Origin of the sequence: Luteolibacter yonseiensis (genome assembly GCF_016595465.1) — a bacterium.
Lineage (GTDB): Bacteria > Verrucomicrobiota > Verrucomicrobiia > Verrucomicrobiales > Akkermansiaceae > Luteolibacter > Luteolibacter yonseiensis.
Map to the genome: position 1 here is coordinate 440,473 of NZ_JAENIK010000004.1, position 17,282 is coordinate 457,754.

Annotated in this window: 17 protein-coding genes and 1 tRNA gene; 6 read left to right on the top strand and 12 right to left on the bottom strand. The window is 60.5% G+C overall.

The annotated features are described in order from the left end of the window. Positions 1-136: 136 nt before the first annotated feature. Positions 137-2,863: a hypothetical protein gene (locus tag JIN84_RS03420; RefSeq protein WP_200349604.1), complete on the top strand. Its 2,727-nt coding sequence runs from the start codon at positions 137-139 to the stop codon at positions 2,861-2,863. A gap of 220 nt (positions 2,864-3,083) precedes the next feature. Here JIN84_RS03420 and JIN84_RS03425 read toward each other — a convergent pair. Continuing rightward, positions 3,084-3,156, bottom strand: a tRNA-Ala gene (locus JIN84_RS03425). A gap of 150 nt (positions 3,157-3,306) precedes the next feature. Here JIN84_RS03425 and JIN84_RS03430 point away from each other — a divergent pair. Continuing rightward, a complete protein-coding gene (locus tag JIN84_RS03430) occupies positions 3,307-3,912 on the top strand; it encodes a LysM peptidoglycan-binding domain-containing protein (RefSeq protein ID WP_200349605.1) in 606 nt (201 codons plus the stop codon). Between the two features lie 18 nt (positions 3,913-3,930). Here JIN84_RS03430 and JIN84_RS03435 read toward each other — a convergent pair whose 3' ends face one another. Beyond that, positions 3,931-4,314 (bottom strand): helix-turn-helix domain-containing protein, encoded by a 384-nt coding sequence (locus JIN84_RS03435; RefSeq protein WP_234043161.1) that lies wholly within the window; start codon positions 4,312-4,314, stop codon positions 3,931-3,933. Between the two features lie 222 nt (positions 4,315-4,536). Here JIN84_RS03435 and recO point away from each other — a divergent pair, with 222 nt between their 5' ends. Next, positions 4,537-5,073, top strand: coding sequence for a DNA repair protein RecO (gene recO / locus JIN84_RS03440; RefSeq protein WP_200349607.1), 537 nt, complete (start codon positions 4,537-4,539; stop codon positions 5,071-5,073). Between the two features lie 56 nt (positions 5,074-5,129). Beyond that, positions 5,130-6,026, top strand: coding sequence for a tetratricopeptide repeat protein (locus JIN84_RS03445; RefSeq protein ID WP_200349608.1), 897 nt, complete (start codon positions 5,130-5,132; stop codon positions 6,024-6,026). A gap of 65 nt (positions 6,027-6,091) precedes the next feature. Here the strand turns inward: JIN84_RS03445 and JIN84_RS03450 are convergent, their stop codons facing one another. The 6 genes from JIN84_RS03450 to JIN84_RS03475 all read right to left on the bottom strand — a co-directional run bounded on the left by JIN84_RS03450 (position 6,092) and on the right by JIN84_RS03475 (position 12,912). After that, on the bottom strand, positions 6,092-7,405 hold the full coding sequence (locus JIN84_RS03450; RefSeq protein WP_200349609.1) for a PcfJ domain-containing protein: 1,314 nt from the start codon (positions 7,403-7,405) through the stop codon (positions 6,092-6,094). 624 nt (positions 7,406-8,029) lie between these two features. Continuing rightward, a complete protein-coding gene (ispF, locus tag JIN84_RS03455) occupies positions 8,030-8,494 on the bottom strand; it encodes a 2-C-methyl-D-erythritol 2,4-cyclodiphosphate synthase (protein WP_234043208.1) in 465 nt (154 codons plus the stop codon). 70 nt (positions 8,495-8,564) lie between these two features. After that, the gene (locus tag JIN84_RS03460; protein ID WP_200349611.1) at positions 8,565-9,314 is read right to left on the bottom strand and encodes an inositol monophosphatase family protein; all 750 of its coding nucleotides are present in this window, start codon (positions 9,312-9,314) and stop codon (positions 8,565-8,567) included. Between the two features lie 92 nt (positions 9,315-9,406). Further along, the gene (locus tag JIN84_RS03465) at positions 9,407-10,054 is read right to left on the bottom strand and encodes a phosphopantothenoylcysteine decarboxylase domain-containing protein (RefSeq protein ID WP_200349612.1); all 648 of its coding nucleotides are present in this window, start codon (positions 10,052-10,054) and stop codon (positions 9,407-9,409) included. Positions 10,055-10,155: 101 nt separating this feature from the next. Next, positions 10,156-11,709 carry a tetratricopeptide repeat protein gene (locus tag JIN84_RS03470; protein WP_200349613.1) on the bottom strand — a complete coding sequence of 518 codons (1,554 nt, stop codon included), beginning with the start codon at positions 11,707-11,709 and terminating at the stop codon, positions 10,156-10,158. 51 nt (positions 11,710-11,760) lie between these two features. Then, the gene (locus tag JIN84_RS03475; protein WP_200349614.1) at positions 11,761-12,912 is read right to left on the bottom strand and encodes a 3-dehydroquinate synthase; all 1,152 of its coding nucleotides are present in this window, start codon (positions 12,910-12,912) and stop codon (positions 11,761-11,763) included. A gap of 68 nt (positions 12,913-12,980) precedes the next feature. Between JIN84_RS03475 and JIN84_RS03480 the strand changes: the two genes are divergently transcribed. Next, complete coding sequence (locus JIN84_RS03480) at positions 12,981-13,505, top strand: NUDIX hydrolase (protein WP_200349615.1); 525 nt, start codon at positions 12,981-12,983, stop codon at positions 13,503-13,505. A gap of 23 nt (positions 13,506-13,528) precedes the next feature. On the opposite strand, the gene JIN84_RS03485 is transcribed toward JIN84_RS03480, so the two are convergent. The 4 genes from JIN84_RS03485 to JIN84_RS03500 form a co-directional block, all read right to left on the bottom strand. Then, on the bottom strand, positions 13,529-14,317 hold the full coding sequence (locus JIN84_RS03485) for an alpha/beta fold hydrolase (RefSeq protein ID WP_200349616.1): 789 nt from the start codon (positions 14,315-14,317) through the stop codon (positions 13,529-13,531). After that, positions 14,314-15,081 carry a DUF4339 domain-containing protein gene (locus JIN84_RS03490; protein ID WP_200349617.1) on the bottom strand — a complete coding sequence of 256 codons (768 nt, stop codon included), beginning with the start codon at positions 15,079-15,081 and terminating at the stop codon, positions 14,314-14,316. The genes JIN84_RS03485 and JIN84_RS03490 overlap by 4 nt, the downstream gene beginning before the upstream one ends. Positions 15,082-15,222: 141 nt before the next feature. Then, a complete protein-coding gene (locus JIN84_RS03495) occupies positions 15,223-15,705 on the bottom strand; it encodes a DUF6530 family protein (RefSeq protein WP_200349618.1) in 483 nt (160 codons plus the stop codon). A 107-nt stretch (positions 15,706-15,812) separates the two neighbouring features. Further along, the gene (locus JIN84_RS03500; protein ID WP_200349619.1) at positions 15,813-16,586 is read right to left on the bottom strand and encodes a hypothetical protein; all 774 of its coding nucleotides are present in this window, start codon (positions 16,584-16,586) and stop codon (positions 15,813-15,815) included. Between the two features lie 53 nt (positions 16,587-16,639). Between JIN84_RS03500 and nth the strand changes: the two genes are divergently transcribed. Next, entirely contained in the window at positions 16,640-17,263 is a 624-nt protein-coding gene (gene nth / locus JIN84_RS03505; RefSeq protein ID WP_200349620.1) for an endonuclease III, read from the top strand. Positions 17,264-17,282 lie beyond the last annotated feature (19 nt).

Consider the following 17,282-nt stretch of genomic DNA (forward strand, 5'->3'; position numbering starts at 1 on the left):
ATCGCTTTACGAGGGACGGAAGGCTCAAGGAGCGCAGTCTCGGAACAACGGACCGAAAAAATCGGCGGACTCCGCCAACGAATCGTCAAGACATATCTCGACACCACTCTAACAATAGAGTAGTGGGTCACGGGTCATGGCACCGGTTCCACCTTACCCTCCCCCCGCTGATAAAAAGGCCTACAAGAAGATCATCGTAGCGGTGCACGGGATCGGCAAACAGAGCCGGAATTCGACCATCCGCTCAGTCACCCTGATGGCCGCGGAGAACCTTCCCGGTGCGCCGGGAGTGGTGTCGTCGTCTTATCCCTTGGGATATTTTTACTCATCCGGTGTGGGCGCCGCGGCAAATGTTTCCCCCTTCGATGAAATTCCGGATGGAGATGAAAAGCTGAGCGGAATCGGCTTCTCGGAAGTGTTCTGGGCGGACATTCCGCAGGGGGTGATGGCGGAGAGCCGCACGATGGAGGAAAGCAAGGAGTGGGCGCGGACGGTGGTCGCACGGGCGCAACGGCTTTACGAAAGGCACCACGGTCAGGCTGCGCACGGCGGCAACGGCGTTCGAAAGAACGGCAAGGACGGGGGCAAGCCGGACCGGGCACACAGGAAGCTGGTCGAACCCGACTTCGGACTGGCGGCCGAGGTGCTGGATGAGATCATCGACACCGTATACGTGCTGGAGAACCTGTCGTGGCTCGCCGAGAAAGCCGGTCTGATGTCCTTCGACGTGCGGGAGGTGATGGACGAATATCTGGGCGACGTGCAGTTGGTGACGGAGTTCTCATATTACCGGAACGATATCGTCGGCCGCTTTCATGAGGCGATGGAGACGATCCATCTGAGCCACCCCGGTGCGGAGATCCACGTGGTGGCGCACAGCGAGGGCTCCGTGGTGGCGTTCCTGGGCCTGCTGAATGCGCTGCATGGGCAGCGCGTTCATCCGGCGGTGTATGCGGATGGCAGGCGGGTGACCGACCCGAAAGAAGATCCCCCCGCCTCCCAGCCTTTGAAGTGGCTCGGCAACGTGAAGGGCTTCATGACAATCGGCTCGCCGATCGACAAACATTTCCTCCTGTGGCCGAAGTTGTTTGAAAAGTTCGATCTGGGACGCTCCGCGGAGCTGATGACCGCCGGGGGGCTGCTCAACGATCAAATCAAGTGGCGCAATTACTATGACCTGGCGGACCCGGTGGGCTACAAGCTGGATACGATCCGGTTATGGCTGGAGCGCGGTGAAAAACTCACGGATAAACCGGTCCCGGCGGCGGGCGGTGGCGCGCGGAAGGCCTTCGTTTTCCCCCGTTTCAGCAAACAGCCGGCCAACAACCCCGAGGCGGAGGAACGCTACCGAAAACGCGTCTGCAAGCTTTTCGAATTCAAGGATCCGGAGGATTTCAAGGACGCCCATCACGACATCGGCTTCACCCGCTACCTGCTGCCGGGCAAGGCGCATAATGACTACTGGGATGATGTCGACCTATTCAATCACTTCATCCAGGACGTGGTGAATGCTCCGGACGGGAGCTCCAAAGACCCCGGGGTGGAAGCTGTGGAGCCGCCACGTACACGCCGGATGACCGGCTTCATCAGCGCTGTCCTGCCCTTCCTGCTGAGCGCCACCTTCCTTTGCGCGGCCACGTTCATCCTCCTGCGCGGAGTCACCTCTTACTACGCCCCGGCGATCGAGCCGGTTGACCACTATATGAGGATGATGCTGACGGGCGATTCTTCGGCATCTGAGGAATACACGGCGCGTTATCTGCTGCTCGAGTTTGGCGCATGGGCACTGATGCTCGCGGGTACGACGACAGGAGCGCGGGTGCACCGCTTGGGAGGGCCCCGCTGGATCTGGTGGCCGGTCTCCTTCGTCATGATCTCCCTCGGCGCGTCCCTGGTGGATGGAAAGATGATTCTTACCTTACTGGATGTCGGCCCTTTGTTGACGAAACCAATGCTAACGACCGGCCTGATTGTAACCTGCCTCGGCGTGATGGTGGCGAGCGACAAGCTGGGGAGGATACAATCCCCGCGGAAAAAAGCGAAGAAGACCAAAACGGCAAAAGAGTTTTCCCACCGGAGCGATCCCCGGGAGCGGCGGTTGCGCTGGTTGTTCAAAGGAGCCCGCCCTTTGGTGCTGTTGGGAGCCGTTATCACTCTGATCATGGCGTTCGTCCCGTCGTTGGGTGATGTGCGGCGGAATCGGGAGAACCTGGGCCTGGCGATAAGTGCGAAATACCTCCACCACTTAACTGTCGCAGGTGCCTACAAACCCGGGGAACTGCCGGAGCCTTCCAAGGAGCATGGAGACGAAATCATCCGAGACCTGTCGAAAACCAAGAAAGGGCGAAGGATGCCCCGTTTCATCGTCGGGTTTGTCGATGAGGTGGAACGGCGTCTCGAAGAGACTCTACCAGAATCGCCCGAAAAGACGGCGGAAAAAATCCAGCTTTCAGATCTTGAGAAGCGGAAAAACGAACAAATTATCCAGCAACTCGCCGAGAAAGATATTGGCGCCGATGCCTCCCAAGGCGACCCGGCCCCCTCCCCTTCTGATGCGGCGGATCTGGAGAGGGCTGTGCCAGCCCCAAGGGTCACGGGAGGGAATGCCGCGGTGCCCGCGGCAGCCGCTAAGGAGTTCCGTGTGAAGGCTTACATGAAAGTGCAACAGGACTACGCCAACTTTCTAAAGGTCCTGAATGTCACCCCATCGGTGTGGCCGATGATCTTGTCCTGGCTTGCCTTCTGCTACCTCTGGTGGCTCTCGATCCTGATTTTCGACCTGTCCTACGTGTGGCACCGCTACGTAAGGCAGGGAGACATGATCAAGTGCCTGATGTCCTGGAAATTTTCCAAAGGGCTGTGATCCATGCGCCGCACGCGGGGTTGGCCCATTTCCCGACCGAACGACCGCTCCACGCTGTGTCATTTTTCGGGTGTTTGTTTTGCTGGTTCCACCTCGCAAAGCTCTCCTCGAAAAGCGTCCTCTTTCTTTGGCCGGATCAGGCTAAAGAGACGGTCAACCGGTCTCCCGGGAAGATGGGATAAACAACAAAAACCACTGGATCCCAATGGATTCAAAGACGTGGAGCATAGGAGATTCGAACTCCTGACCTCTTCATTGCGAACGAAGCGCTCTACCAACTGAGCTAATGCCCCTCACGTCCTTACCTCCGATTCACTGACAGACCACGGCCACCGGCACAAGGCAGAAATTCAGGCGGTCGCATTTCCGATTTCACATCAAAAAATATTCGGTCACTTTAACAATGTTTTGCCAAAATCGCCCGAAGCATCATCATCCCGCGCATGAAACCGGTTCTTTGGACGCTCGTATCCTGCGTGTTCGCGCTCGCCCTTTCCAGCTGTGGAAACAGTGGCGGCGGTGGAAATCCCCAAGCCTCCACCGGCCCATTCGACCGAAACGGCAATTACGTGGAAGAATGGGCTGACAATCCCGCGAAATGGCGGAAGAGCGGTGGTTCCCCCTCGCCTCACGAACTCAAGAGCGACGAGCTCCCGGAAATTGCCCGGAACGACCAGCCTCCGCAGAATTCGGTGCCGTTGGTGACCTCTTCCGCCTCTGTGAACAAGCCCGTTCCGACCATCGGCCAGACCCAGATCGCGAAGAACAAATCCACGACGGCCAAGCCCACCCAGGTGGTGGTCAGGACACGCCCCTTGGAAACCCCCTCCGCCAGCAGCTCCAAACCGAAGCCCAAGCCGAAGCCCGTTCTGGTCAAGGCCAAGCCAAAACCCAAACCCAAATCCACCCGCTATGTCGTGAAACAGGGCGACTCTCTCTCCGCCATCGCCAGCCGCACGGGAGCCTCGGTCTCGGCCATCAAGGCACAAAACGGCATTTCCGGAACCCTGATCCGTCCCGGCCAGTCGCTCGTCATTCCGAAGCGCTGACGAACGCCTCAACACATCTCACGAATGCCCCTTGGACGGGTCGAACACATGGCGGTCCCGCTGGAACTTGTCCGGTGAGGTTTGATAATAGAGGTAGAACTGGCGGCAGAAGGTGTGCAGGGACATGAATCCCAGATCCCTGGCGACTTCCTCCGGAGATTTTCCGCCCTCCAACTTCCTGCGGGCCACCACCATCCGCTCCAGCTTCATCCAGTGCTTCGGCGGCAGTCCGATATCCCGGACGAACAGGATGTGCAGGTACCGGTTGCTGCAACCGAGCGCCCGGCACACGTCCGCAACCCGGTACCCCTTGCTGAACGCAAGACGCTCAAGGCAGTGATTCTCCCCCGAGTTTGACTCGACGACACGCCACGTTTGGTTTGACCGGATGATCCTTAGCAAAATGTTAGACTCTTAAACAGAAGACCCTAAATCTCATGGCCAATACCCCGGAAGGTCAATGTACCTTTTCGGCACTTTTTAGTCCGCCCCATCCTTCATCCGCGACTGCTTGTGTCCCGCAAGCAATTCAATATTAAACGTATATCAATACTGTAACATTTCAAGCCCGGGACCGTTGTTAAAACTCCCGCCGCTCTGCCGGAAATCATTGAAATTTATCCCGTGGATACCACCGCCGCCATTGCCATCCGGCTCACCCGCCTGACCGAAACCAGCCTCATCGTGCATTGGTTCACCGGAGCACACGGACTCGTCAAAACCGTGGCCAAGGGAGCGAGACGGTCAAGAAGTCCTTTCGCCGGAAAACTCGACTTGTTTTTCGGAGGCGAGATCTCGTTCAGCCGCTCGCGCGGCGGGGAACTCCACACCCTGCGGGAAGTCTCCATCCTTGATTGGCGTGAGGGACTCCGGAAAAGCTACAGCTCCACCCTGCTCGCCGCCTACTGCTGCCAACTGCTGGAATCCGCGGTGGAGCCGGAACATTCCGAACCGGAACTCCATGATCTGCTGCGGCGCGCGCTGGACCACTTGGACGCCGCACCGGCCAGTTTGCGCGCGCTGCGTCATTTTGAAACGGAACTCGCGCGCCTGCTCGGGGTTTCCCATGAACGCAGCCCGGCGGAAATCTCACTCCGGGACGCCCTCGGCACACTTCCCGCTTCAAGGAAGGAACTTCTGGAAAGACTCGGCCCGCTGTGAGATTTCAGCTAGTCAGAGCAAAAAAATCGCCGATACTAGCTCCAATCCCAAAAACCATGGACTCTCCAACCGCTACCCTCATCGGCATTTTGCAAGACCGCGTGGAATCCTTGCGCGACGCCGGAAATCTAAACGAGGCGCTGCACGCCGCATCCGCCGCCGTGGAAAAAACCCAGCAAAGCCTGGGTCCCGACCTCGACAGCATCGACGCCTTCGCCTCCGCTCTTGAAATCCGCGGCGACATCCAGCGGGAATTGGGAAAATTTGAAGAAGCCCGGGACGATTACCGGCAGGCGATCGACCAGTTGCAGGATCGCCCCGACCGCTTCGACCAGGTCGGCCGCCTGCACGCCGCCCTCGGCGCGGCCTATGATGGTCTGGGAATCGAGGCGCGCGCCGTGAACCATTGGCAGAAAGCCATCGAGTTCTTCGAAAAAAACGATCCCCCGCTGCTGCTGGACATCGCCACCATCTCGAACAACCTCGGTTTCATCACCAAGGCGAACGGCGATCTGGACACCGCGGAATCCCACTTCCTCAGGGCGCTGGAAATCTCACACTCCCAGCTAGGCCAGGAGCACGAACAAACCGCCACCGTCTCCAGCAACCTCGGAGCGCTCTACCAGGCCGCGGGCTTCCACGAGCAATCGCGCGAGATGCACATGATCGCCTTGGAAACCCGCCGGAACCTGCTCGGCGAGGAACACCCGGATACCGCCCAATCCCATAACAACCTCGCCCTCGCCCTGTTGAACACCGGTGACCGCTCGTGGGCGCGCCGCCATTTTGAAAAATCCCTTTCCGGTTACGAAGCGCTGGGCCCTGAATACGCCGACGACCTCGAAGCCGTCGCGGGGAATTACTGCGACTTCCTCCGCGAGGAAGGCGAGGCGCAGCTCGCCGACGTCATCGCCGGGCGGGTGCGCGAAGTGCTCGGCACCGCCGTCGCCTGAGCGATTTCACACAATCACAACAATCGCCCGGTGGAAACTCCACCGGGCTATTTTTGGCCGATATTCTAAATCGGGAATGTCAGCTCTATCGCATCCGCCCATTTGCGGAGCATGGGAATCTCACGGGCCGTGACAAGCCGGTTCCTGCGGCCCCGGGTTTGAAGGATCCTGCGGGACCGCCGGTCGACCTCGATGGTGAGATGGCTGGTGGTGATGGTTCTCCCTCCGACCGTCTCTTCCTGCCGGACGCTGAAGATGGAACACCGTCCCGCCTTGCACGCCCGGCCATAGGTATGGATACAGTGCTTCATCGCCCGGCTCTCTGCCACGAGCTGCCATTGGTGGGTGAGTTCCACGATCCGGAAACGGGAAGACATGCCTCCTTCCTCGTGCACGGATTCAAATGTCCTGGAACGTGGCAGACACGCCCATCGGTTTCCATTCATCTGGTGAAGCTCCGCTCTGAGGTGCCGGCAGTTGATATCATTGCGGCTGCCCGGCATTTCGATACGGACCAACCTCAGCAATGTCCGCCAATAGCGGCGGCTGTATCGCAACAGTTCATCGAGTGGCAATGCGGTCAATGATTCCGCCCGTGAAACATGCTCCCTTTCCATGACTTCGATCAAGGTATCCGCGATCAATCCGAAATGCCCGGGATCGAAATCTTTCGCGCGGATCAGTTTCTCCAGCAATCGCGACCATATCGCATCATTGGAAAGATCCCTGACCATCCTGCTGGATGATACCTCCGCCAGCCATTCCTCCCCACCGCCCGATGATCTCACCTGTCCCCAGCGCAACGCCTGGCGGATGGTCAGATCACGGGGCGCCCGCATCGCCAGATGCAGCGCGCGCGAGGTGATCGATGGCGGCATGCCCCGGACTTTCCTCAAACTTCCGCCAAGGGCGAAGTGGCAGTACCAATCGCGCTCCAGATAGCGGAGCTCGCCTTTCACCAGCCATGCGTTGTCAAAAAACTCCGGCACTTCCCAGAGCATGAAGAGGTGGCCCAGAAGGCTGCGAATGACGGCCCGCGGATCTTCCGAGCGGTCTCCGCTCCAGGTTTCGGGCTGGCGGATCCATTTCTCCGCATAGGCGGAAATACGGGTCAGAACCGGGATGAGCTGATATTCCGAGGGGTGGACCCGGGTGAGCAGGTTGCATTTTTCTTCTATCGCGGCCAGAAGCCGGGCACAGGGATCGCGGATGGGTTGTGTCAGCGGATGCGGACCACGGAAGATCCGGGCAAGCGAGTGGCAATGCTGGCGGAGATTGTTGTTGGATAGGTGGCGCGCGGTCCAAGGCTCTCCACGAGCGATCGCCGGAGTGATGTATATGGACAGGCGCGATTCTCCCGAATACGGGTAATGAGACATGATGATTTCCTGATAAATTTGAACATGACCAGCCCCTGCGGAAAGCAGCCGGCCGGAAACAAGGTCATGCGCGCCAACGCGGTGCGCATGTTCTAACGGGTGGCTCGCCCTGCGAGCCGTCCGGAAGAATCAGGAATGAAATTGAAACAAAAACATGACGAACCGGGATGCACGAAAACACGACATCCGTCAATCCCCTACTTGATATGTCGGACATGCTTTGGCCATGAGTCCATGTTAGAGATAACATGATAAGCCAGGCACCACCGACATGATCGTATGATGTGAGTTTCGGATTGAGTCGCCAAACCTTGGACTGCGCGCAGCCCGCTGCCGCTTTTATCTGCCAGCTTGCTGGCCGGACGGACGGTGCGGATGCATCATTGCATATCATCCCCTTTGCAACAGCCGGCGGAGTAATGGAGTCATTCGCTTGGGCTCCTCCGTGCCAGCAGGCGGATTACGGAAAGCGGCGGCCAGCCGCACGCGGTCCGAGGACTCCGCCCCGGTTTCCACGCACCCGCCTGCCGCCGGTCTGATAGCCGCCTGGCTGCCACGACCAAACACATTTCGGCATTGTTCGACGGGTCCCGACGTGCGGGCCGGTTGAAGCCGGCGCTCCACTCAATCCACCTGCGCCACCGCCATCGCCGCGATGCCTTCCCTACGACCGATGAAACCCATGGTTTCGTTCGTGGTCGCCTTGATGCCCACCCGCTCGGGCGGGATGCCGAGCGCCTCGCCGATGTTCCTCCGCATGGCGTCGCGATGGGGCAGGACTTTCGGCGCTTCCGCGATGAGAGTGGAATCGACGTTGATGATCCTCAGCCCTGCTTCGGCGGCGAGTTCGCGGCACTTCACGAGGATCTTCAACGAGCTGATGTCCTTGCACGCCGGATCCCCGGGCGGGAAAAAGAAACCGATGTCCGGCTGCCCCATGGCTCCGAGCAAGGCATCCGCGATGGCATGGCAAAGCACGTCCGCATCCGAGTGGCCGGCCAATCCGTGGGTGTGGGGGATGGTCACACCGCCGAGCACCAGCGGGCGGTTTTCTGCGAATTGGTGGACGTCGTAGCCGATGCCGGTCATTGGAAGAGTGATGGGTGGTGATGGATGGGAATGCGGAAAACTCCCGATGGAATCCTCCGCCGCGGTCATGTCAGAGGATCTCGTCCACCGGAATCAGTCCGTTGGTCGCGACGATGCCATACGCGTCGCCTTTCCCGGCGATCGGAGTGAGTTCGACCTTTCCTCCTGCCGTCTCGACCAGCAACTGGCCCGCGGCGATGTCCCAAAGGGAAATGCGGGACTCGATATAACCATCGAGACGACCGCTGGCGAGGTAGGCCATCCCGAGGGCGGCGGAGCCCATCATGCGCATCTTGCGGGCGCGCACGGAGGCACGGTGGAAACGCTCCACTCCGGTGCGGAGGGAGTCGCCATCTTTGCCACTGCCCACATAGAGGATGGAGTCCGAGAGCTTGTCACGCTTGCTGGCGGTGACGGGTTTGCCGTTCAGCATGGCGGGGCCGCCCTTTTCGACGGTCCACGTCTCGCCCACCATGGGATCATGGATCACACCGACAACGATTTCCCCGCCGACGCGGAGCGCGATGGAAACACAGAAGTGAGGGATGCCGTAATAGAAATTCACGGTGCCGTCTATGGGATCCACGATCCATTGACGGTCGGACTCCTGATTCCCGGCGATGCCCTCTTCGCCGTAGAGCGCGTCGCCCTCGCGCGCGCCGAGGAGGATCCGGGTGATCAGATCCTGGGATTCCTTGTCGAGCGCGAGCTTGATGTCGTGATCGGAAGCTTCATCGACGACGGTGTCGGTGCCGAAGTATTTGCGGAGAAGTCTGCCCGCTTCGTGGGCGGCGTGGGTGGCGAGGGCGAGGTCGTTCATGGAAGAGGTTGGGAGTTGATGGTTGAAAGTTGAGGGAAAGATGAAGCGGACGGAGTGAGAGCGAGTGGGCGATGGTTCTTTGCTATCAACTCTCAACCATCAACCCTCAACTTCTTAATACCCACGATGGCGTCGACCAGTGTGAGAGAAAGCTCCACTTTCGAAGCGCGTGGCAATGTTTCGGTGCGGTCGGGATAGACAAGAAGGACCTGGTTTTCATCTGAGTCGAAGCCGATGCCCGGCTGGGAGACATCGTTGGCGATGACGAGGTCGCATTGCTTCCGCACCAGCTTTTCGCGGGCGTTCGCTTCGAGATTCTCGGTCTCCGCGGCGAAACCCACAAGAGTTCCGGTAAATCCGAATTTCTCACGGGCCGAGCCGAGGATGTCGGCGGTGCGGACAAGTTCCAGCGTGAGGGTGTCGCCGGACTTCTTGATCTTCTGCGACCGGACGCCTGACGGTGTGTAATCCGCAACAGCGGCGGAAAAAACCGCCACATCCATTTTCCCGATGTAGCGGGCGACGGCATCATGCATTTCGGCGGCGGTCTCGACCGGAATGAAATCAACACCGTCCGGCACATCCAGATTCGTGGGACCGGAAATCAGCAGGACCGAATGCCCTTCGTGAAGGAACGCACCGGCGAGGGTGTAGCCCATCTTCCCGGACGAACGGTTCGTCAGGAAACGCACCGGATCAATCGGTTCGCGGGTCGGGCCGGCGGTCAGGAGGACTTTCACGGAGAGAGTTTGGACGGAGCGGCAAACGTGGCAAGAGGGAATGCGGAGGCACGAAAAAGCCCGCCGCCGGGCGACCGGGGCGGGCCATGGATGGAGACGCTTTATTTGGCCTTCTTCGGCGCGGGTGCGGGCGCGGCGGGAGCTGCTCCGGCTTTCGGCTCGGGAGCCTTTTTGCCGGACTTGATATCCTCAAGCTGCTTTTTCGCCTCCGCCTTCTCCTTTTCGTCGAGCTTGCCGGAAATGTCGTCGAGAAGCTTTTTGGCATTCTCATCCCCGCGTTCTTCGGCGAGGGAGGCCAGCGCCCAGGCCTTCACGGGGTCCGCCTTGGTACCGATGCCTTCGTTGAGGAGCCGCGCGAGGGAAAGGGTCGCCGGTGCGTTGCCTTGGTTCGCGGCGAGCGTGTAGAGCTGGCCGGCATTTTCGATGTTCTGCTGCAGTCCGGCGGCGCCGCGCTCGTAAAGGGTGCCGAGATTGTTCTGGGCCTGGGCATAACCGCCCTGCGCCGCTCGGGTGAGCCATGCGACACCGGCCGCGCTGTCCGCGCTGGCGAGCTTTCCCGAAAGGTAGAGCAGGCCGAGCTCGTTCTGGGCTTCCGCGAGATTGCCGTTCGCGGCGGCGAGCAGGTATTTGTAGCCGACGAGCAGGTCGGGCTTGTCCGTGGAGAGCGTCTGCACGGCGAGGCGGAAATTCGCGGCCGGGTTTCCACCCTCGGCGGCCTTTTCAAGCAAGGCGAGACCACGGGCGGGGTCTTTTTCGGTGCCTTTCCCCTGGATGTAGAAATCCGCGGTGCGCAGGATACAGTCGATCTGGCCCGCATCCTTGCCGCGTTCATACTCGCTGAGAGCGGCCTTCAGGTCCTTTTTGACGTTCTCCTCATAGTCGCCGAGCACGAGGTAGGCGGAATACTCCTTGGCATCGATGGCTTTCTTCAGCCACTCGCGGCCTTTCTTCTCGTCGCGGCTCTTTTCGTCACCGCTGAGGAGGCGCGATCCGAGCGCGGCCATGGCACCCGCGTCCCCGAGACCGGCGGCCTTGCCGTAATAGGCGAAGGATTCCTTGGGATTCTTCAGTTCCGGGAAGCCGAACTGGCCCTCATAAAAACGGGCGAGCAGGAGGATGGATGGGATGTCGCCCGCATCAGAGGCGCTTTTCCACCAATGAACGGCCTTGTCCGGGTCGGCAGTGGGCGAAAGACGACCACGCAGGTAGGCCTCTCCCAGAATACGGGCGGCGACGGCGGGATCATCCTTGGCGGCCGCTTCCAGCGCGTCCTTGGCTTGGTTGCGCTCCTCTTCCTTCTCGGAAGCAAGCAGGATGAAGGCGAGGCGGTAGGTGGCGTCCTTGTGCTTCAGCGCGGAAGCCTTGCGATAGTATTCGAGGGCTTTTTCCTTGGAGATCTCCGCGCCCTTGCCGGACTCGGAAGCAAAGCCGAGAAGGTAGAGCGCCTCGGCATTGCCCTGCGCGGCAAGCGGAGTGGCGAGTTCGACCGCCTTCGTATGACGACCGGCTTGGAAAGCGTCGATCGCTTCCTTGGCCGGGCCCTCGGCCGCTGCCGGAAGCGAGGCCGAATTGTCCGATGGAAGGGAGACCGCGGCATGGACAGAAACCGTAAACGCTGATGCCAGCAACAGTTGGGAGAGTGAGCGGAGGCGCATTCCGCAAACTAGCGGCGGAATCCTCGGAAATGCAAGCACGATGAAACCCGCTCAACCCCTGCTTTCCCAGCGCGTCCGGAGCTCGTTGACGCATTCGCCGAGCAGGACTTCATCGAACTCGTGCACGTCGACCCCACGCCCCACGTCCTCCAGCAACAGCACGGTGAGCTGGCCGCCGAGGTGCTCGCGGAATTCGTCCAACCCATCGAAAACGCGCCGCCGGCCGTTGTCATCCAGCCAATCCAGCGCCGGGTGGTAGATGCTGAGTTGCAGCCCGTCCAGCACACGCAGGATCTGCTCCGCGACGGAAAACTTCAACAGCCCCGCCCGCGCCGAATAAAGCGTGTCCAGCGCCAGGCCGACGCCGACCGCAGGGGCGTGCGACAGCGAGTAGTGCGTCATCGCCTCCAGCTTGTGCGCCGCCCAGTGACCGAAGTCCAGCGGCCTGCTGGACCCCGTCTCGAACGGATCCCCTCCCGTCGCGATGTGGCGGGCGTGCAGGAGTGCGGATTTCTCCACGCACGTCTCAAGAGCCCCGGGCTCCAACTCGGAGAGGGCGGCAAGGTTGTCCTCGATCCAGCCGAAGAACTCCGCATCGCGCACGAGCGCCACCTTCACCGCCTCGATCAGCCCGGCGCGGCGGGTCGTCTCGTCCTGGCTGTGAAGGAATTTGAAATCATTGATCACCGCGTAGGGCACTGAAAACGCTCCGACCCAGTTCTTTTTCCCGAACGAGTTGATCGCGCACTTCACTCCCACCCCGCTGTCGTCCTGGGAGAGGGTGGTGGTAGGAAACCTCACGAGGCGCACCCCGCGGTGGGCGGTCGCGGTCGCGTAGCCCACCGCATCCAGGAACGCCCCGCCGCCGATGACCAGCGCGTAGGAGTGCCGGTCCAGATGCGCCGCGTCGATCGCGGCCCAGATTTCCTTCACCAGGTGGTCGTCGGCCTTCGCCGCCTCGCCACCGGGAAAAATCGTGGTGCCGAGGAAATCCAGATCCAGCCCCGCGAAGTATTCCTGGATTTCATCCACCAGATCCGGCCAGAACGCGGCAACCGTTTCTTCCACGAAGATCATCGCCCTGCGGCCGCCGCCCTCCTTCAGGATTTCCGCAAGCGCGGGGTTTGCGGGGGAGAAAGCATCACGGGTGAAAACAATACGGTGCTTGAAGGTGACGGGAATCTGGAAATCGTAGCGGGACATCAGGACGCGGGAGCAGTAGCCCGCTTTACGCCGCCGCGCCACCGTTTCTTGCCCCAAATATTCACCCCATGCCGACTCCTGAAACACTTTATGCGTCCCGCTGGCTCAGCCTCCACCGCATCGGCAAGTGGGAATTCGTCCGCCGTCCCCATGCGGACGCGGCGGTCGGCATCCTCGCGATCACCCCGGAAAAGGAGATCGTGCTGGTCGAGCAATACCGCATTCCCATGCAACGCCTGGTCATCGAGGTGCCTGCGGGACTCGTCGGCGACGAGCCGGAATTCGCGGGCGAATCCCTCGCGGAAAGCGCCGGACGCGAGCTTCTCGAGGAAACAGGCTACCGCGCGGGAACCATCATCCCGCTGATTGCCAGCCCGACTTCCTCAGGCATGACCTCGGAAACGACCCATCTGTTCCACGCCACGGATCTCGTCCGCGAGGGCGACGGCGGCGGAGTGGACGGAGAGAACATCATCGTCCATCACGTCCCGCTTTCCAACCTGCGGGGGTGGCTCGCCGGGCAGGAGGCCGAGGGGAAACTCATCGACTTCAAGATCCACGCCGCTCTCTGGCTGGCGGGAGTCCATTGCTGAGGAACCCACCCCGCCGGGCAAGCTCAGCGGAGGCTGCCGAGCTTGAGAAATCCGGACACGGTCTCCGCAAACCATTCATCCGCCTCCCACGGCACGCGGTGCCCCGAGCCCGGGGCGATGGCGAGGTGGCCGTTCGGCAGCAGCGGAACGGCCCGCCCGGCGAGTTCGCGGAATTTCGCATCGTTCTCCCCGACGACCCACAACACGGGGATGGTGATTTCGCCCAAGCGATCCCACAGCGGCTGCTGTGCTCCCAGCGACCAGTCGACAAAGCTGCGGGCGATCTCACGGCGGCGCATGATGAGGCTGCCGGATGCCTGTTTTTCCCGCGCGATGGGTTTCCCCAATACGGGCTGCCCGTTCCAAGCGTCCTGAAATTCCTGCCAGTTCCCCGCCAGCGCGCGCGAGGCCCAGGCGGTATCCGTGGTCCTTCGGCTGGCGCGGTCCGCTTCATCCTCCAACCCCGGATGCGCGCCGACAATGATGGCGGCCTGCCATGGATGTGGGTTTTCCAGCAGCGCGTGCAGCGCCATCCGTCCTCCCATGGAGTAGCCGAGCAGGGCGCGGCCCCTGTTCCTGGAAATCTCGCCGCTGGCGTCGGCATTCAATGCCTTTCCAAACTCCGGCAGCGACATGGGACAGCAATCCAAAAACCGCCACAAGTCCACCGCACGGGTGCCGATGCCTCCCGCCGCGAGACTCTTCGCAAAACCGCGCCAGTCGGACGCCATGCCCACCGCTCCGTGCAGGCACCAGCATTCCATGGGGCCGGCCTCGCGCCGTTCGTCGGTTTGTTTCGAATATTGGATCACGGCTGGGGGGAGGCGGACGCGCCCCGCGCGTCCTGGAGTTCGCGGAGCGCGTCCTGAAACTGTTGCTGGATCTCAGGGGAACCCGCCGCACCCATCATCACGGCGACCGCCGCCACGAGGGCGACGAGGGCGAGAAGGGTGACGAGCCAATAGATGATGGCCAGGAAGATGCCCGCGCCATCCATTTTCTTGTGGAAGGCATATCCGGCGGGGCAGGCGAAACAGCGGTAGCCCACCCAGATGCTGACCGGCGGAATGACGTAGCCGATGATCCACCAGCGGCTCATTCCCAGATTCACCAGCCGCTGGAAAGCGTAGTGGAACATGAACAAGACCGGCAGGACCAAGCTTCCCAAGGCGATCCAGCGGGTGATCTCTTCTCCCAGCCGGGCGAGGAGGAAAGGCGTGGCGAGGCCCGTGGTGAAACTGATCAAAAAGGGCAGGATCAGTATGACAAAAAGGTAGCTGCGCCGTCTCGCACCCGGCCATGCTCCCTGATCGGCCAGCGATCCATGCTCCGGCGGCTCATAGGGATCCAGATTCACCTCCGGAGCCGCATCGGTTTTAACCGGGGCGACGCGCTCGAACAATCCTTCGACTTCTCCGGCGGGCTTCCACTCGGCCATGCCCTGGGTCCAAACCATGTCCAGGCGTGGGTTCAATTCGGAATTCGCGGCCTTGATCCGCAGATCCGCATAGGACACCGGACCGATCCGCTCGCCCTCACGGGTGAAAAACCAGGCTCCACCTTCAATGTCATCCATGGAAGTTGAATATCCAAGTTTCCAAACCCTGTCAAACAGCGGAGGACACCGCTTGGATCGGGTAGACTTCCCACCAAGGCCGCATGACCGATGAATTCGGAGGATCAGGTTCCTTTTTCCCTACACTTGATGTGGATTATTTCAGGGGTTTACGTAACCCAACTCCTTCAGAACCGCAGCCAGACGGGTGAGTCGTTCACCGATCCGCTCACCTTCCCGCGCCAGACAATCGCGGAAGAGCGCGATGTCTTCATCAATTTCGGTATTGGACGTATTGACCGAAATTTCCATCATACTTCCCTGAAGATCAATGCTTCCGATCGCGGGTGATGCGGGATCGTACAGCTTTTCGAAGCGGTATGCGTCGTTCATGTATTTCTGCGTCTTGCAGATCAGAAGGGCAAGATCGAGCACCCGGTGGAGTGGCATTTCCTCAGATTGACGGGACCATTTGCCACCCGTGTGCCTCCAGACTTTCGCGGAAATATCCACGTTGCCTTTTTGATTCCACTGGGCAAGCCCCAGCGAGAGACCTTTGGCATCGGAACCGCCTTTCGCCTCAATCCGATCGTAATTTTCCGCCACGAAGACGGCTTTATGTTTCAGGTGGTTGGGAATCTTCATTTAGTAATTTAGTAAAATACTAGAGTAGTAAATTTCACTTGCAACGCAAATATGCCGGAGTTTGAAAAAACAAAATGCCAGCTTCAGAAGGCACACAGCTCAAAGACTCACGTCCCCCGCACCGTGATTTTATCTGCTTTCAGCCAAGTCCGGATGACACCCGGGGCGCCGGTGAGGTTTCCCAACATCCGCCAGTTCGAGCGTTGGAGCACGATCGCATCGGCGGGTTCTTCATCCACCACACACCATGGACTGGAACCGGAGGAGTGGATGAAACGGAAATCACCGTTCCGCACGACAATGAACGCGACGTGGGTATCCAGCCCGATGACATAAATTCCGGACTCGAGCTTGGCAACATCTCCGGCGAAGGCCTGGTAATTCTTTCCGATGGTGAGCGCGCAGGACTCCTTGGGGAGGAACGAGCGCAGGATGTTTTCCGACGGCTGCTGCGCGAGTTGGTAACGGTCCACCCGGAATCCGGCGTCTTTCAAAACGGTGGCGACGAAATAACCGCAGGCGATCTTCCCGCTGCCGGGCTCTCCTGCGGTTCCGTTGAAGTCCCACGGCGTGCCGAGCCAGCAGCGCATCATTTCCGGCAGGCATTGTTCCAGAATCACCCGCGCGTCATGTTCCACCGCCTCACGCCCGGCCCGGTTGCGCGCCTTCCGATGGCGCTCCGCGAGGTCCACCCGCCAGCGGTCGAGGTCCTTGATAAGCACCCCATATTTTTCGGGATCCGGCTGGAACTTCCGGCGGAATCCCAAGTCCACCCCACCCTTCGTCTTCCCCCATGCGTTGGCCAGCGGCTCCCGCAACAACCACACCGTACCCGCGGTCGAAGCCAGCAGCAGGATCATCAGCAGTCCGGATTTTCGCACGACCGCAGCCTAAAACGGTTGCACCGCCGCCACAAGCCCGGGAAACTCGCCGCATGCTCAAGCAACAACGCGCCGACCACGTCCGGCGGCGGCTCCAGGAACTCTACCCGGAAACCCCGATCCCGCTCGACCACAAGGACGCCTACACCCTGCTCGTCGCCGTGTTGCTCTCCGCCCAATGCACCGACGTGCGCGTGATTCTCGTCACGCCCGCGCTTTTCGCCCTCGCGGACAACCCGTACGACATGATGCGCGTGCCGGTGGAGAAAATCCAGGCGATCATCCGTCCCTGCGGCCTGTCACCCCGCAAATCCGCCGCCATTTCCGAGCTGTCGAAGATCCTCGTGGAAAAACACGGAGGCGGGGTTCCGCAGGATTTCGCCGCGCTGGAAGCCCTGCCCGGCGTGGGCCACAAGACCGCGTCCGTGGTGATGGCCCAGGCCTTCGGTGTTCCGGCGTTTCCGGTGGATACCCACATCCACCGGCTCGCCACCCGTTGGAAACTCACTTCCGGAAAAAACGTCGTCGAGACCGAGCGGGATTTGAAAAAACTTTTCCCGCGCGATTCATGGAACCGACTGCACCTGCAGATCATCTTCTACGGCCGCGAGCACTGCACCGCCCGTGGCTGCGACGGAAAACGCTGCCTGCTTTGTCGCGAGCTTTTCGCGAAATGATTCCCAATCCTCCCTGCGC

Coding starts and splice junctions, on each gene's coding strand:
- JIN84_RS03495 (WP_200349618.1), bottom strand. CDS start 15,705: ATGAAGATTCCCAACCACCTGAAACATAAAGCCGTCTTCGTGGCGGAA.
- JIN84_RS03490 (WP_200349617.1), bottom strand. CDS start 15,081: ATGGATGACATTGAAGGTGGAGCCTGGTTTTTCACCCGTGAGGGCGAG.
- JIN84_RS03460 (WP_200349611.1), bottom strand. CDS start 9,314: ATGAACGACCTCGCCCTCGCCACCCACGCCGCCCACGAAGCGGGCAGA.
- nth (WP_200349620.1), top strand. CDS start 16,640: ATGCTCAAGCAACAACGCGCCGACCACGTCCGGCGGCGGCTCCAGGAA.
- JIN84_RS03450 (WP_200349609.1), bottom strand. CDS start 7,405: ATGTCTCATTACCCGTATTCGGGAGAATCGCGCCTGTCCATATACATC.
- JIN84_RS03430 (WP_200349605.1), top strand. CDS start 3,307: ATGAAACCGGTTCTTTGGACGCTCGTATCCTGCGTGTTCGCGCTCGCC.
- JIN84_RS03420 (WP_200349604.1), top strand. CDS start 137: ATGGCACCGGTTCCACCTTACCCTCCCCCCGCTGATAAAAAGGCCTAC.
- JIN84_RS03445 (WP_200349608.1), top strand. CDS start 5,130: ATGGACTCTCCAACCGCTACCCTCATCGGCATTTTGCAAGACCGCGTG.
- JIN84_RS03475 (WP_200349614.1), bottom strand. CDS start 12,912: ATGTCCCGCTACGATTTCCAGATTCCCGTCACCTTCAAGCACCGTATT.
- JIN84_RS03480 (WP_200349615.1), top strand. CDS start 12,981: ATGCCGACTCCTGAAACACTTTATGCGTCCCGCTGGCTCAGCCTCCAC.
- JIN84_RS03470 (WP_200349613.1), bottom strand. CDS start 11,709: ATGCGCCTCCGCTCACTCTCCCAACTGTTGCTGGCATCAGCGTTTACG.
- ispF (WP_234043208.1), bottom strand. CDS start 8,494: ATGACCGGCATCGGCTACGACGTCCACCAATTCGCAGAAAACCGCCCG.